The following is a 13,946-nucleotide window of genomic DNA, read 5'->3' as shown; positions in this document are numbered from 1 at the left end:
GATCAGCTACTCAATGGCCATGAAACGGCATGCGTCATAGCAGGACTTGCATTTGGTGCACTTTTCCTTATCCAGGTAAGCAATTTGACCTTTCTCCCAGATGATTGCATTGGAAGGACAGGCTTTGAGACAAGCACCACACTTGACGCATTTTTCCTCGACAACCTGCCAAAGGAGCAATTCCTTGCAGCAGTTGGAGGGGCACCGCTTGTCATTGATATGGGCCTCGTACTCGTGGCGAAAATACTTGATTGTGGACAGAATCGGATTGGGTGCAGTCTGCCCCAGGCCGCATAGGGAAGCCTTTTTTATGGTGGCTCCCATCTCCAGTAGAGTGTCGATATCCGCTGGCTTGCCACGCCCTTCCGTTATACTTTCGAGGATATCAAGCATGGCTTTCAGGCCAATACGGCAGGGGACACACTTACCGCAAGACTCCATCCTGGTAAAGGACAGGAAGAAGCGGGCCACATCAACCATACACGTGGTTTCGTCCATGACGACCAGACCACCTGAACCCATCATGGCGCCGGCTTTGATAAGTGAATCGTAATCTACAGGAGTATCAAGAACCTCGGCAGGGATACAACCGCCGGATGGCCCCCCGGCTTGGACAGCCTTGAATTTTCTGTTATTGGCTATACCACCGCAGACATCGTAGATAACCTGGCGCACTGACATGCCGGCAGGAACCTCAACCAGGCCCGTGTGCTTCACCTTACCGGTAACGGCAAAAATCTTTGTCCCCTTGGTGGTCTCAGTACCCAGGGAGGCATACCAGTCTGCTCCCCTGTTGATGATATGGCGAACGTTGGCAAAAGTCTCAACGTTATTGATGTTAGTCGGTTTGCCCCAGAGGCCTTTAACCGCTGGGAACGGCGGACGTGGCCGGGGCATGCCGCGCTCGCCTTCAATGGAGGCCATCAGGGCAGTCTCTTCACCACAAACAAAAGCACCTGCACCCATTTTGATGCGCATGTCGAAGTCGAAGCCCCAACCCTGAATGTTCTTGCCGAGCCAGCCTTTCTCATAGCAGATATCGATGGCGTGCTGAAGACGCTGGATGGCCAGAGGATACTCGGCCCGGACATATACATACCCGTAGTAGCAGCCGATGGCATAGGCGGCAATCATCATACCTTCAATGATACAGAATGGATCACCTTCCAGTACGGAACGGTCCATGAACGCACCGGGGTCACCCTCATCGGCGTTACAGATAAGATATTTCTTGTCTCCGGGGGAAGCTGCACAGAAAGACCATTTCATGCCTGTTGGGAAGCCACCACCCCCACGGCCACGGAGTCCGGATTTCTTAACTTCGTCGATTACTTCAGCGGGCTTCATGTTCTTGACGCACTTCTCGATGGCTTTGAAACCATCTTCTTCAAGATACGCCTGCAGGCTGTCCGGGTCAATCTGGCCACACCCGGACATGACGACTCGCATCTGCTGGTCGACGAATGTATTGTAATATGGCTTCGCTTTCTTCTTTTCGATCGGGGTACTCTTGACAATATGTTCATCAAGAATGGCTGCGACATCCTCAGGAACGACGAAGTCATATGTGACCCGGCCCAGCTCGGGGGTTATGACGTCAACGAGAACATCATTGGCACAGAGGCCACGGCATCCTGTCTTGATGACATCGCAACGCTTGCCAATGACGGCATTGATCCCCTTTTCCTCTATCAGCTTTGTAAATTCCTGCTCTACCTTTTTTGCGCCGGCTGAGATACCACCAGTACCTTGACAGATCAGAATCTTTATTGCTTCATTTTCGCTCATAAAAAATGATCCCCTACTGGAAATTATAGAGCTACTATTTCATCGGCCTCTGGCTGTAGTCCGCGATGATCTCTTCGACTTTTTGAACAGTCATCTTGCCAAAAGTATCGTCATTGACCATTGCCAAAGGCGCCATGCCGCATGCACCCAAGCAGGCGACCTTCTCAAAAGTGAAGCGAAGATCAGAGGTCGTCTCTGCATGACCGATATGGAGTTTATCGAAGAAGGTATCGACTATTCGCTCAGCACCCTGGACATGGCAGGCAGTTCCCACACAGACCCTGATGATGAATCTGCCGCGCGGCTTCAGATGAAACTGAGCGTAGAAAGTGAGAACGCCATAGATCTGACTCGGATAGACATTCAGCCTTTCAGCGACCAGATCAATAGTCGGCTTCGGCACATACCCATATTCTTCCTGAATGCCTTGCAAAACCGGCATCAGATTACCCGGCAGGGTCAGGAATTTATCGATCACCTGGTTTGCTGCACTCAGGTCTATTTCTTCTGCTTGTAGTTCTTCGGCTGGAGCGTTACTCATGTACTCCATCTCCTTTATTAGTTGGAGTTACCTGTCGATTTCACCAAGGACTATATCGAGGGTTCCGATGACTGCGACAAGATCGGCAATCATTGAGCCCTTTGCCATTTTCTCGATAGCCTGCAGGTTGACGAATGAAGGCGGACGAATCCTCATTCTGTAAGGTTTTGTGCCACCGTCACTGACAATGTAGTATCCAAGCTCACCTTTTGGTGCTTCAACCGATTGATATACCTCACCTTCAGGAACGGGAAACCCCTCGCTGGCGATTTTGAAGTGATGAATGAGTCCCTCAATAGTGTTATAAACGTCTTCCTTGGGGGGGTAGCAAACCTGAGGTGCGTCAGCAGGATAGGACCGGGCTTAAGGGAGTCCAGAGCCTGCTTGACTATCTTAACCGCCTCTCGCATTTCCACCAGGCGAACTTTGTATCGGTCAAAGGTGTCACAGTTTTGACCGACAGGCACCTCAAACTTGTATTTTTCATAGCCGCTGTATGGATTATCCCTACGCAGATCCCAATCAACACCCGAACCTCTTAAAGCAGGTCCAGTGATTCCATAATCAATTGCATCTTCGGCCGAAATGACTCCGTTACCCACTGTTCTCTGCAACCAGATGGTGTTCTTTGTCAGCAGCCCCTCATAGGTGTCGAAATGCCCGGGAAAGGTATCGACGATTTCCTGGACGTCTTTTTCGAAGCCTTCATATACTTCTCTGGACAGGCCACCCACGCGGAAATAGCTGGCTGTCATCCGGGCACCGGATATTTTCTCATAAAGATCCATGACCTTTTCACGTTCGCGGAAGGCATAGATAAACACAGTCATGGCGCCGATATCCAAAGCGTGTGTTGCAATCCAGACCAGGTGAGACTTGAGCCTGGTCAGTTCGGCCAGAATAACCCTGATGGTTTGCGCTCTCTCCGGAACTTCTATGCCGAGCAATTTCTCAACGGCAAGGACATAGCCCAGGTTATTGCTCAACGGTGCCAGATAATCCAGCCTGTCAGTTAGAGGAATCGTCTGGTGATATGTGCGGTGCTCAGAGAGTTTTTCAACACCACGATGGAGATAGCCTATATGAGGGGTGACCTTTTCTACGATTTCCCCGTCCAGCTCGATAACCAGCCGCAACACCCCGTGCGTACTTGGATGCTGCGGACCCATATTTACCGTCATTATCTCTTTACTAGCCATTGTTCGCCTCTATTTTGAGATAGATACTGATTTTATTCCAATTAGGACAACCGACCTTTATAGGGTTCCCGGTCAGGTCCCTGCAGAGGGTAGTCCTTGCGTAGCGGATGTCCGACCCAGTCGTCAGTCATGAGAATTCGGCGAAGATCAGGATGATTATTAAAGACGATACCCATCAGGTCGTATACCTCCCTCTCAAGCCAATTAGCTGTTTTCCAGACGCCGTACACGGTGTCTATTGTACAGTCGCTATCGGAGACGGGAGCCTTGATACGGATTCTATCCTTATTGGGAATAGAATACAGATTGTAGACAACCATAAACCTTGGATCACTACCAAGATAATCAACTGCGGTGATGTCAGTGAGCAGGTTGTAGCGCTGCTGTTCTTTAAGAAAAGAACAGATGGACACGATATCTTCTTTCTTTACCGTGACTGTCACTTCACCCCTGAATTCCTTGATGTCGATTATTGAGGAAGCAAATTTTTCTTTTAGCTTGATTACTGCACGATTATTTTCTGCCATATCAGCCATACCTTTTCCTTTGGTATTATGATAATTACACTAAGCGGCCGGCTCCAGCCTGTCACCAAGCCCGATCGCAGAGCCAAAAGAATTCCGCTCTTTGCCGATCTTGTCCTGAAGCTTCATAATACCGTAAAGGAGTGCTTCAGGGCGTGGAGGACAGCCAGGAACATAGACATCTACCGGCAAAGCTCATCAATACCTTGCACGACGCTATATGTATCGAATACCCCACCGGAGCAGGCGCAGGCACCCATAGCAATCACCCATTTCGGCTCGGGCATCTGCTCATATACAGTTTTGATGACAGGCAGCATCTTCTTGGTCACCGTACCCGCTATGATAATGCAGTCAGCCTGCCTCGGTGATGCGCGAAATATAATACCAAAGCGGTCAAGGTCATGCTTTGCCGCACCTGTAGCCATCATTTCGATTGCGCAACAAGCAAGACCAAAGGTCATCGGCCAAATGGAGGTTTTTCTTGCCCAGTTGACAAGTCCGTCCAAGGAAGCTGTTACAATATTATCTCCCAATGGTTGCTCTACTCCCATTCCAAGGCTCCTTTTTTCCAGACATAAATATAACCGACAAAAAGAATGACTATGAATACGCCCATTTCCATAAGGCCGAACATACCGAGTCTTTTAAAGAGAACTGCCCATGGATAAAGGAACACAGCCTCTATATCGAAAAGGATAAACAGCATCGCAATAATATAGAATTTGATGGAGAACCGCTCCCTGGCACTGCCGACCGGTTCCACGCCACATTCATACGGCGACAACTTGACTTCGGATGGTTTTTTGGGTCCGATAAGCGATGAAAAGATGATTGAACCCAGACCAAAAGCCACTGCAACAGCGACCAATAGAATAATCGGTAGATAGGCACCAAGCATTTTTATCCATCCTCCTGAACTGATGTTTTTTTCATTAGCCTATCAGCGCCACATATACTGCGGACTGGCTTCATGCTTAGCTGTACATGGCTTTAAATAGTATACTGTATACAGCACGCGGAATTTAAGTCATTTAACATTCTTTGTCAAGGAAAAAAATGGGACTGTAAGCCATCCTTTTTTGCCCCACAAGGCCACTGAAACGGGTGATTAATTCCCTTGACAGCATGCAGTTTTTCATGATACGAACCACAGCGATAAGGCATTAAAATTAATATGTTAGGGGATTAATTCATGAATTTCAGCCGATCGGCCAACCTTTTTAAACAAGCGCAGAACTCCATTCCCGGCGGGGTAAACAGCCCTGTTCGAGCCTTCAAGTCTGTTGGCATAGATCCTTTGTTCATTAAAAAGGCCTCCGGCTGCAAGATAGAAGATGTGGATGACAACCAGTTCATCGACTTTGTAGGCTCCTGGGGGCCCATGATTCTCGGGCACTGTCATCCTCAAGTAGCCTCCGCTGTCAAAGCTGCAGTAGATAGCGGCTGCAGCTTCGGCGCCCCCACCGAACTTGAGATCACTCTCGCAGAAATGGTGATTAATGCTGTTCCTTCAATTGAAATGGTGAGAATGGTCAGTTCCGGCACCGAAGCCACTATGAGCGCAATACGACTGGCCCGAGGATACACCGGTCGGGACAAGATCCTCAAATTCTCAGGATGTTACCATGGCCATTCCGACTCACTCCTGGTCAAGGCAGGCTCCGGTGCCGCAACTTTCGGGGTGCCGGATTCTCCTGGCGTGCCACAGGACTTTGCTCGACACACCCTCACTGCTGACTATAACAGCCTGGAATCGGTGAAGACTCTTATTGCAGAGAACAAAGGCCAAGTCGCATGTATCATCGTCGAGCCTGTTGCAGGCAATATGGGTACAGTACCTCCCCGGGAAGGTTTTCTTGAAGGTCTGCGCACCCTGTGTACCCAGGAAGGAATCGTCCTCATCTTTGATGAAGTAATGTCCGGGTTCAGGGTTGCTTACGGTGGAGCGCAAGAAGTCTACGGTGTTACGCCGGACATGACGACACTTGGCAAAATAATTGGTGGCGGGTTGCCGGTCGGCGCTTTCGGAGGCAAGAAGGAAATCATGACACTGCTTTCTCCCTCTGGAGGGGTTTATCAAGCGGGAACACTCTCGGGAAATCCTTTGGCAATGACAGCAGGAATTGAAACGCTGAAGCTTCTGCAGGCAGAAGGCTTTTACCGAAAGCTCGAAGAAAAAAGTTCCTACGTTGCCGCGGGTATTGCCAGGGCAGCTGAGAAAGCCGGCTTCCCCATTTATTCAACCAGAGTAGGCAGCATGTTCTGCGCTTTTTTCTCCAAAGACCCTGTCTACGACTGGACAACTGCAGCCAAATGCAACACCGAAGCTTTTGCCAAATATTTCCGTCTCATGCTTGGGGAGGGTATATACCTGGCTCCTTCACAGTATGAAACTGCCTTCGTCTCCATAGCCCATGCCACCGAAGACCTGGATCGAACCATTGCTGCCGCTGAAAAATCTTTCAAGGCACTGTAGAATCTATAAAACACGTCCACTGGTGACAACATGTTGCAATATGGTTGACAAGCTCGCCTTTAATGTGCTATCAAGCCTTGTTTTGAAGTAGCCCTGAAAAATGGCGCATGCAATATGGATGAGGAAAAAAAAAAGGCTGATCAAGACTCTTGGAATGATATCCACCATGGGAATTTCCATGGCGGTTGCAATCGCTCTTGGCGTCTACATAGGCTGGACACTTGACAAATGGCTTGATACGAGGCCCTGGTTCTTCTTCATTTTTCTGTTTTTCGGCATTGTCGCAGGGTTCCGTAATATATTTATAATAGCCGGAAGAGAAATAAAAAAAGATGACGAGGGTGAAGATAAGCGAAAATAATTTCTTTACCCTTCTTTCCCGCGCCAGCATCGCCTTGACCATCCTGCTGTCGCTGATCGCATCTTCATTTACCTCACCCCGTTTTTCCGCAGGCATCTTGGCAGGCGGCCTGCTGTCGGTCGTCAATTTTTACTGGTTGCGCAACATTCTGCAGAGGGCTCTGCTGCTGCAGGCTGAGGTGGCGCCCCGTTTTGCCATATTGCGCTACGTTGTGAGACTGGCCCTTCTGGCGGTCGCAGTATTGCTTCTGGTTATATATGCAAAAGTCCATATCTTCGGCCTTCTGATCGGCCTGTCGGTACTTGTTGTCAATATAATTGCATTATCCATATATCTGTCCCTCAAAGGAGGCTAGCATCAATGGTTCATCCGTTTCTTTTTCTGCAGTTTTTCAGACATCTTCTGACCCCGCTGGCATATCCGAAGGCGGCGCCGATGCCATCGCCTACACCTGGCTGATCATAGCCCTTCTGCTGATCGTTTCCATACTGGCGACAAAAGGCCTGAAATCTGTACCTGGCAAGATGCAGAATTTCATGGAAGTAATCATCGGTGGAATCGAAAACATGGTTGTTGAAACAATGGGAGAGCATGGCAAACCCTTCTTCCCGTTGATTGCAACACTCGCCCTGTTTATTCTGGTGTCCAACCTCATTGGGCTCATCCCGGGATTCTTTCCGCCGACAGCAAACATCAACACCACTGCGGCATGTGCCGTTATTGTCTTCGTCACCACACACATCGTCGGTATCAAGGAACATGGTGTGAAGTACATCAAACACTTCCTCGGGCCGATTCTTTGGCTGGCGCCAATGATGTTTTTCATCGAGGTCATCGGACACTTCAGCCGAGTAATCTCGCTTACCCTTCGTCTGTTCGGCAATATGAATGGCCACGAGCTCGTACTGATGATCTTCTTCGGCCTCGCTCCATTTCTGGTCCCCTTGCCGATGATGCTGATGGGGGTGCTGGTGTCTTTCATCCAGCCTTCGTCTTCATGCTGCTGGCAATGATCTATATCCAGGGATCCCTGGAAGAAGGCCATTAATTGTACTGTTACCAACCATAAAGCTTTTTCCTATACTATTTAGGAAATATTCAAAACAAAGGAGAAGGAAAAATGAGTTTTTTTACAATGTGTGTTCTCGCAGCAGGTATCGGTATGGCACTTGGAACCCTCGGAACCGGTATCGGTCAGGGTCTGGCAGTCAAAAGTGCTGTTGAAGGCGTTTCCAGGAACCCCGGCGCTTCCGGTAAGATCCTCACCACCATGATGATCGGTCTGGCCATGATCGAATCTCTTGCCATCTACGCCCTTGTTGTCTGTCTGATCATCCTCTTCGCCAACCCCTACAAGGATATCGCTCTCGAACTGGCAAAAACTGTCGCGAAGTAATTTCGTCTCAGCAGGGTTAACAAAAGGGTGCACCAACAGGTGCACCCTTTTTTATGTATTCATTTTGCTCGGCTGAGGGCTCAAGGATTCTGTAACAGCTCTAAACTATTAGTCTTACTTGACTTTCCCAGGGGAGTGTGAAATAGTCTCAACCATGGAACTGATAGCCGACATGCATACCCATACCATAGCTTCAGGTCACGCATATTCTACGGTGAACGAGCTGGCAGAGGCTGCAGCACGCAAAGGTTTGAAGGCTATCGCTCTGACTGATCACGGCCCGGCAATGCCCGGTGGCCCCCATCTTTACCATTTCGGCGCCATTCGTTTCATTCCCCGGGAAATAGCAGGAGTTCGCATTCTCTGCGGCACTGAAGCCAACATCCTCAATGAGCACGGAGATATCGATCTGCCTGACCGTTACCAGGAGCGCCTTGATTTTGTAATGACGGGGCTGCACGAAGGCTGCGGATTCGATGGCCAAGGGATCGAGCGCAATACCGAGGCTGTCATAAATGCCATGTCCAACCCGCGGATACATGCCATTTCCCATCCGGGAAACCCGTTGTTTCCACTCGATTACGAAAAAATTGTAAAGGCAGCCTTGGATACGGGAACAGCTCTGGAAATCAACAACGCTTCCCTGGGAATCAGCCGTGAAGGAAGCCGGCCCAACTGCGAAAAGCTTGTGGGGCTTATCGCCCGCTATGGTGCATCCCTCGTTGTCGGTAGCGATGCCCATATCGCCCAGGGAGTAGGCGTTTTCGACGATGCCCTCCTCCTATTGGCCAAAGCAGGCATTACCGAGACGCAGGTAGTAAACTCATCAATGGCCAGACTTCTCAGCTTTCTCCATCTGCCGCCGCTTTGAGCCCTGCGACACCCCTTACCGTCCCTCCCCATCCCGCAGAATTGCAGTGATCATAGGTTGTGAATCCGTCTGAGTTGCAGAGAGAGCCACCTCCACCCTGTGCTCGCCTCCTGCAACACTGCGCACCACATGAAGAGTTGTGGCGGCCGATCGTTTGCCTTTCCTGATCTCCTCCAGATAAAGATTAACCTCCTGTTTCAGCCGCTCACCTTCCAGGAAGAAGTTGAATATGTTCTCTCCAAGGAGTTCCAACCTGCTTGAACCCAATAGTTCCTCGGCCTTCTGATTGGTAATTACAATCTTGCATCGGTCATGAATGTTATGACGGCAGACCTGGCTACTTCGATAAATTCTCTGTACCGCTGTTCAGACTCACGGCTCTGCGCCGTTTTACGGCCCAATTCATCCATCATGTCGTTAAATGCCCCAATCAAATCACCGATTTCATCATTTGAGGCCTTTGGCAGCGGCGTAAACGTATCGGTTCTGGTAACAGTGGTTATGCTTTCAGAGAGCATCCTGATGGGACGAATGATGATGCGTTTGAGCAGAGCAGCCATAATCACAATGATGATAAAGAAAACGATCGCCCGGTATATGAGGTCCAACTTAAGGTTGGTGCCGATATCGCGATAAAGTTCGGACATGGGAATGGTTACTGAAACTGCGCCTATAACCTCTCCAAGTTTATAGTTGTACGAATAATGACCGCGAGGAAAACGTTTCCGGATAAATTGAGGGGCGGTTTCATAACTACCGTGACAGGTCAGACAGGATTTTTCGCAATCATTGATTGCATGTAGCGAAACGACTCCTCCCCGCCAGCCCTGACAACCCGATAATTCTCCCTGACGACCTTGCCTGAGAATTTCTGCAGCTGTTCGGTCTCATAGTCATCCGGCCGATTTCCAGGGTTGCGGTAACGTAATGACACCTGGCGGACATAGAACTTGGTGTCCCTGGTCATCCTTGCGGCGATCTGCGTAGCGACTACCTGGGGCACCAAGGCATAATTTTGCTCAGGTTCACCATGCTCCACGGACGAGATGTAATCCCTTGTCTCGATGATCTGCTTGGCAATGTTGCGTGCATTGTCAACGGCCACTTTCAGAATCAGTGACCGTTGCCGCTGATAGATGAGGAGGGACGCTGACAGGAACAACACGATCAGCAGGCAGGACATGATCAGATTGAACTTCGTATTGATACTCAGAGAACCAAAGCGAGACATGGTGCCCCCCTGCGCAATATTTCCAGCAAGTATACCGTGCACATTAAGGGAAGCAACACGGCTATGGGGCAGGCAACCCGCCGATCTTTAAAAAAAACTTTCCATATAGGCGCTGATGTGTTAGTTTTCTTCCGCTCCGAGCGGAATCCTCCTCCTTGAATGAGTCGACAGTCTACCTAACAATTATTTGGAACAATACCATATGGGAAAGATAATCTGCATAGCCAATCAAAAAGGTGGCGTGGGCAAAACGACAACGTCTGTCAATCTCGCCGCTTCACTGGCAGTGGCTGAAAAACGGACTCTGCTCGTAGACATGGACCCCCAGGGAAATGCCGGAAGTGGTGTAGGCATCGACAAAAGCAATCTGGAAGCAACAATCTACGATGTGCTTATTGATGATGTTGAGCCGGACAAAGCCATCCTCAAGACCAGTTTCCCATTCCTGGACATACTCCCGGCAAACGGCGAGCTTGCCGGAGCCGAACTGGAGCTTGTCTCTATCATCGGCAGGGAATTGAAGCTGAAACACGCCCTTGCCCCCCTTGTCCAAGCCTATGATTACATACTCATCGACTGCCCCCTTCCCTGGGATTACTGACCGTCAACTCGATGACCGCGGCCGAATCAGTGCTGATACCTCTGCAGTGTGAGTTTTACGCCATGGAAGGGCTATCGCACATATTGAAAACCATAACCCTGGTTCAGAAGGGGCTAAACCCTTCTCTCAGGATTGAAGGAATCCTTCTTACCATGTTCGATGCCAGAAACAATCTTTCTCACCAGGTAAGCGAGGAAATAAGGAATCACTTCAAGAAAGAAACATTCACAACCGTTGTCCCACGCAACGTCAGACTTTCCGAAGCTCCCAGCCATGGCAAACCGATCATTCTTTACGATATAACATCCCGTGGAGCAACCAGCTATATGGATCTTGCCAAGGAAATAATCAGCCGGGAGGTGCAGCATGGTTAAAAAAACCGGCCTGGGCAAAGGAATGGCCGCACTTCTTCCCGTAGTCGAGGAAGAGGGACGGCGCTTTTTCAGTTGCCCCATAGAAGAAATCCGCCCCAACAAAGATCAGCCTCGCAAATCTTTCGCCCATGACAAGCTTGAGGAATTGGCTGCATCCATCCGCGAAAAGGGAATTATTCAGCCATTGGTCGTTGTAGCCAAAGGAAGTCATTACGAGCTGATTGCTGGTGAAAGACGTTGGCGCGCCGCGCAGAAAGCCGGACTTCGCGAGGTTCCGGTGGTCATTCAGGATGTCTCCGAGGATACTGCCCTTGAAATGGCTCTGATTGAAAATATCCAGCGTGAAGACCTCAATGCCGTCGAAGAAGCTGAGGCATACCACTCTCTGCTGGAACGATTCAATCTTTCCCAGGAGGAGCTCGCGAAAAGGGTTGGAAAAGACCGCTCCACCGTAGCTAATGCCATCAGGCTTCTGAAATTACCCGCCGAAATAAAGCTCGATGTCATTGAAGATCGACTTTCCATGGGCCATGCCCGGGCGCTGCTGACGCTCGATACTGCAGAACAGATGAAAGAAGCTCGCGAGACGGTAGTAAGAAAAAAATTAACTGTGCGAGCCACCGAATCGTTGGTCAAGGATATGAAGCCAACAAGCAGGCCAAACCTAAAAAGCAAGCAGATCCACACCTGGTTGATCTCACCGAGCGGATGCAGCGCCACTTCAAAACCAAAATCAACCTCCGTCCAAGCGGCAAGGGAGGAAAAATCGAGATCAGTTACCATGACCAGAAGGAGCTGATCCGCCTCATCGAACTGCTTAACCTCTAAAACCATCCTGATTCAGAAAAACTACAAGGTTTTTTCAGACAAATAACTTGACTTCTCACCGGTGGTATGATAGCTATCACGTGCTTTACCTCCTGAGTACTCCAAGATATCGTAAATAAAAATAACTTAACTTAAATTCACAACACAGTAAGAGGTGGTTGGGTGATTAATCTAGACTTTTCCTTCGTTTTCCAGCTTGTCAATTTTCTGCTCCTGATGCTTGTTCTCAACATCTTCCTCTTCAAGCCGATCAGGAAGGTGCTTGCCCAAAGAAATGCCGAAATCAGCGGCGCAAAAGAGAAGTCAGCGTCCGTTGACAAAGAAGTCCAGGAAAAACACGCCCTCTATGAGAGCCGCATGCGTGAGATCAAGGCTCGCGCCACGGACGAGCGGTCCGGCCTGCGCAAAGAAGCTCAGGTTGAAGAAGTTGCTATTATCGATAAAGCAAGAAAAGATGCGGCCGATACCCTTTCCGCAATCAAAAGCAAGGTAGCAAAAGAATCAGCCGATGCCAGACAACTCCTTAAAGAGCAAGCGCTGTCCCTTTCTTCTGAAATCTGCGAAAAAGTTCTTGGAAGGAGTATTTAGATGAGAAGCATGCGCAAATACATAGCACCTACACCTGCAAAAGTTACCCTGGCGGTCTGTGTCTTATTGGTCGCCCTTGCTGCCTTAGGCTTCGCCTCGGAAGGAGGCGAAGGCGCACACCAAGTGGACACCGGCAAACAGATGAAAGACTTCGCCTGGCGCTGCCTTGACTTTGCCGCCCTCTTTGCACTGTTGGCCTGGGCACTGAAGAAGGCGAACGTAAAAGGAGCCCTGGCAGACCGTCGTACCGGCATTGAAAAGATGCTCAAGGAGCAGTCGAGGCGAAAGAACAGGCCGAAAAGAAGTTTGCCGAGTACAGTGAGAAACTGGAAAAGGCCAACAGGGAAATTGAAGATATTTCCGCAGCAATGAAGCAGGAGGGGGAGCTGGAAAAGGCACGCATTATTGCCGAAGCCAAGGCCGCTGCCCAGAAGATCAAGGAACAGGCCGAACAGACGGCACAGCAGGAAGTCCTGAAGGCCAAGGCCGAGCTCAGGGAAGAAGCTGCACGTCTGGCTGTTGAGATTGCGAGAAGAAACTCAAGGAAAATATCAACAAAGGTGACCAGGACAAGCTGGTTGGTAACTATATCTCCAAGGTGGTGACGCTACATTGAGTACTAATGCGATCGCAAAACGTTATGCCAAGGCACTGGTTCAAATTGGCGCCGAAGAAGGCAATGTCGATAAGTTCAGTGGCGAGTTGAGCCAGTTCACCGGAGTGTTGGCCGGGAGCACAAGCCTGACTGCTGTTTTCAGTAACCCTGCTTACGGCATCGAAGCAAAAAAGGAAATCCTCAAAGAGATCATGACCAAGCTCGAGCTTTCCAACAATGTCGCCAATTTTCTCCAACTGCTGCTTGACAGGAACAGACTTCCTTTCCTGCCGCAGATTGTTGAGAGCTTCAACAGCTTTGCCGATGACCTTTCCGGCGTCATCCGGCCGACGTTGACTTCGGGCTTGCCACTCGAGCAGAGCCAGATCGACGAAATCAAAAACTCCCTGACCAAGGCCACGGGAAAAAAAGGTCGTGCTCAAAGTAGAGGTCGATCCTTCTTTGATTGGCGGAGTTGTGACAAAGATCGGTGACAAGGTATTTGACGGAAGCATAAAAACGCAGTTAGCGAAAATTCAGGATATATTACAGAAGGGGTGAGACGTTTCT

13 protein-coding genes and 8 pseudogenes are annotated in these 13,946 nt (G+C 49.6%); 12 read left to right on the top strand and 9 right to left on the bottom strand.

Annotation, left to right across the window (positions count from 1 at the left end; genetic code table 11):
• Positions 1 to 6: 6 nt before the first annotated feature.
• From nuoF to JCM15764_RS15760, 6 genes and pseudogenes are all read right to left on the bottom strand, one after another.
• On the bottom strand, positions 7 to 1,788 hold the full coding sequence (nuoF, locus tag JCM15764_RS15785; RefSeq protein ID WP_054697425.1) for an NADH-quinone oxidoreductase subunit NuoF: 1,782 nt from the start codon (positions 1,786 to 1,788) through the stop codon (positions 7 to 9).
• A 34-nt stretch (positions 1,789 to 1,822) separates the two neighbouring features.
• On the bottom strand, positions 1,823 to 2,329 hold the full coding sequence (nuoE, locus tag JCM15764_RS15780) for an NADH-quinone oxidoreductase subunit NuoE (RefSeq protein WP_054697422.1): 507 nt from the start codon (positions 2,327 to 2,329) through the stop codon (positions 1,823 to 1,825).
• A gap of 27 nt (positions 2,330 to 2,356) precedes the next feature.
• Positions 2,357 to 3,528 (bottom strand): annotated as a pseudogene (nuoD, locus tag JCM15764_RS15775) (NADH dehydrogenase (quinone) subunit D).
• 41 nt (positions 3,529 to 3,569) lie between these two features.
• A complete protein-coding gene (locus JCM15764_RS15770; RefSeq protein ID WP_054697487.1) occupies positions 3,570 to 4,055 on the bottom strand; it encodes an NADH-quinone oxidoreductase subunit C in 486 nt (161 codons plus the stop codon).
• A 39-nt stretch (positions 4,056 to 4,094) separates the two neighbouring features.
• Positions 4,095 to 4,606 (bottom strand): annotated as a pseudogene (locus JCM15764_RS15765) (NADH-quinone oxidoreductase subunit B).
• Entirely contained in the window at positions 4,597 to 4,953 is a 357-nt protein-coding gene (locus tag JCM15764_RS15760; protein WP_012645560.1) for an NADH-quinone oxidoreductase subunit A, read from the bottom strand. Before JCM15764_RS15760 ends, JCM15764_RS15765 begins: the two are co-directional and overlap by 10 nt.
• 294 nt (positions 4,954 to 5,247) lie before the next feature.
• On the opposite strand from JCM15764_RS15760, the gene hemL reads away from it, so the two are divergent.
• The 6 genes and pseudogenes from hemL (at position 5,248) to JCM15764_RS15730 (ending at position 9,159) form a co-directional block, all read left to right on the top strand.
• A complete protein-coding gene (gene hemL, locus JCM15764_RS15755; RefSeq protein WP_054697419.1) occupies positions 5,248 to 6,531 on the top strand; it encodes a glutamate-1-semialdehyde 2,1-aminomutase in 1,284 nt (427 codons plus the stop codon).
• A gap of 100 nt (positions 6,532 to 6,631) precedes the next feature.
• A complete protein-coding gene (locus JCM15764_RS15750; RefSeq protein WP_243689173.1) occupies positions 6,632 to 6,892 on the top strand; it encodes an AtpZ/AtpI family protein in 261 nt (86 codons plus the stop codon).
• Positions 6,864 to 7,247 (top strand): ATP synthase subunit I, encoded by a 384-nt coding sequence (locus JCM15764_RS15745; RefSeq protein WP_054697415.1) that lies wholly within the window; start codon positions 6,864 to 6,866, stop codon positions 7,245 to 7,247. Before JCM15764_RS15750 ends, JCM15764_RS15745 begins: the two co-directional genes overlap by 29 nt.
• Positions 7,248 to 7,252: 5 nt before the next feature.
• Positions 7,253 to 7,940, top strand: a pseudogene (atpB, locus tag JCM15764_RS15740) (F0F1 ATP synthase subunit A).
• A 72-nt stretch (positions 7,941 to 8,012) separates the two neighbouring features.
• Entirely contained in the window at positions 8,013 to 8,288 is a 276-nt protein-coding gene (gene atpE, locus JCM15764_RS15735) for an ATP synthase F0 subunit C (RefSeq protein WP_012645555.1), read from the top strand.
• Positions 8,289 to 8,442: 154 nt separating this feature from the next.
• Positions 8,443 to 9,159, top strand: a complete 717-nt coding sequence (locus tag JCM15764_RS15730) for a phosphatase (protein ID WP_054697412.1) — start codon at positions 8,443 to 8,445, stop codon at positions 9,157 to 9,159.
• Positions 9,160 to 9,174: 15 nt separating this feature from the next.
• On the opposite strand, the gene JCM15764_RS24385 is transcribed toward JCM15764_RS15730, so the two are convergent.
• The 3 genes and pseudogenes from JCM15764_RS24385 to JCM15764_RS24375 form a co-directional block, all read right to left on the bottom strand.
• The gene (locus JCM15764_RS24385) at positions 9,175 to 9,453 is read right to left on the bottom strand and encodes a PAS domain S-box protein (protein WP_243689186.1); all 279 of its coding nucleotides are present in this window, start codon (positions 9,451 to 9,453) and stop codon (positions 9,175 to 9,177) included.
• Positions 9,453 to 9,806 carry a HAMP domain-containing protein gene (locus JCM15764_RS24380; protein ID WP_243689185.1) on the bottom strand — a complete coding sequence of 118 codons (354 nt, stop codon included), beginning with the start codon at positions 9,804 to 9,806 and terminating at the stop codon, positions 9,453 to 9,455. The genes JCM15764_RS24385 and JCM15764_RS24380 overlap by 1 nt, the downstream gene beginning before the upstream one ends.
• A 60-nt stretch (positions 9,807 to 9,866) precedes the next feature.
• Positions 9,867 to 10,342: pseudogene (locus JCM15764_RS24375) on the bottom strand (Tll0287-like domain-containing protein); the annotation flags it as partial.
• Between the two features lie 250 nt (positions 10,343 to 10,592).
• Here JCM15764_RS24375 and JCM15764_RS15720 point away from each other — a divergent pair.
• The 6 genes and pseudogenes from JCM15764_RS15720 to atpH all read left to right on the top strand — a co-directional run bounded on the left by JCM15764_RS15720 (position 10,593) and on the right by atpH (position 13,937).
• Positions 10,593 to 11,365, top strand: a pseudogene (locus tag JCM15764_RS15720) (ParA family protein).
• Positions 11,358 to 11,951, top strand: a pseudogene (locus JCM15764_RS15715) (ParB/RepB/Spo0J family partition protein); the annotation flags it as partial. The pseudogenes JCM15764_RS15720 and JCM15764_RS15715, both read left to right, overlap by 8 nt.
• Positions 11,952 to 12,073: 122 nt before the next feature.
• Positions 12,074 to 12,193 carry a hypothetical protein gene (locus JCM15764_RS30110; protein WP_439645315.1) on the top strand — a complete coding sequence of 40 codons (120 nt, stop codon included), beginning with the start codon at positions 12,074 to 12,076 and terminating at the stop codon, positions 12,191 to 12,193.
• A 162-nt stretch (positions 12,194 to 12,355) separates the two neighbouring features.
• Positions 12,356 to 12,781 (top strand): F0F1 ATP synthase subunit B, encoded by a 426-nt coding sequence (locus JCM15764_RS15710; RefSeq protein WP_054697409.1) that lies wholly within the window; start codon positions 12,356 to 12,358, stop codon positions 12,779 to 12,781.
• A pseudogene (locus JCM15764_RS15705) lies at positions 12,782 to 13,397 on the top strand (F0F1 ATP synthase subunit B).
• A pseudogene (atpH, locus tag JCM15764_RS15700) lies at positions 13,394 to 13,937 on the top strand (ATP synthase F1 subunit delta). Before JCM15764_RS15705 ends, atpH begins: the two co-directional pseudogenes overlap by 4 nt.
• Positions 13,938 to 13,946: the final 9 nt, after the last annotated feature.

This window comes from Geotalea toluenoxydans JCM 15764 (assembly GCF_001311985.1).
Classification (GTDB): domain Bacteria; phylum Desulfobacterota; class Desulfuromonadia; order Geobacterales; family Geobacteraceae; genus Geotalea; species Geotalea toluenoxydans.
The sequence above is the reverse complement of the archived record's forward strand: the minus strand, read 5'-3'. Positions and strand labels throughout refer to the sequence as shown.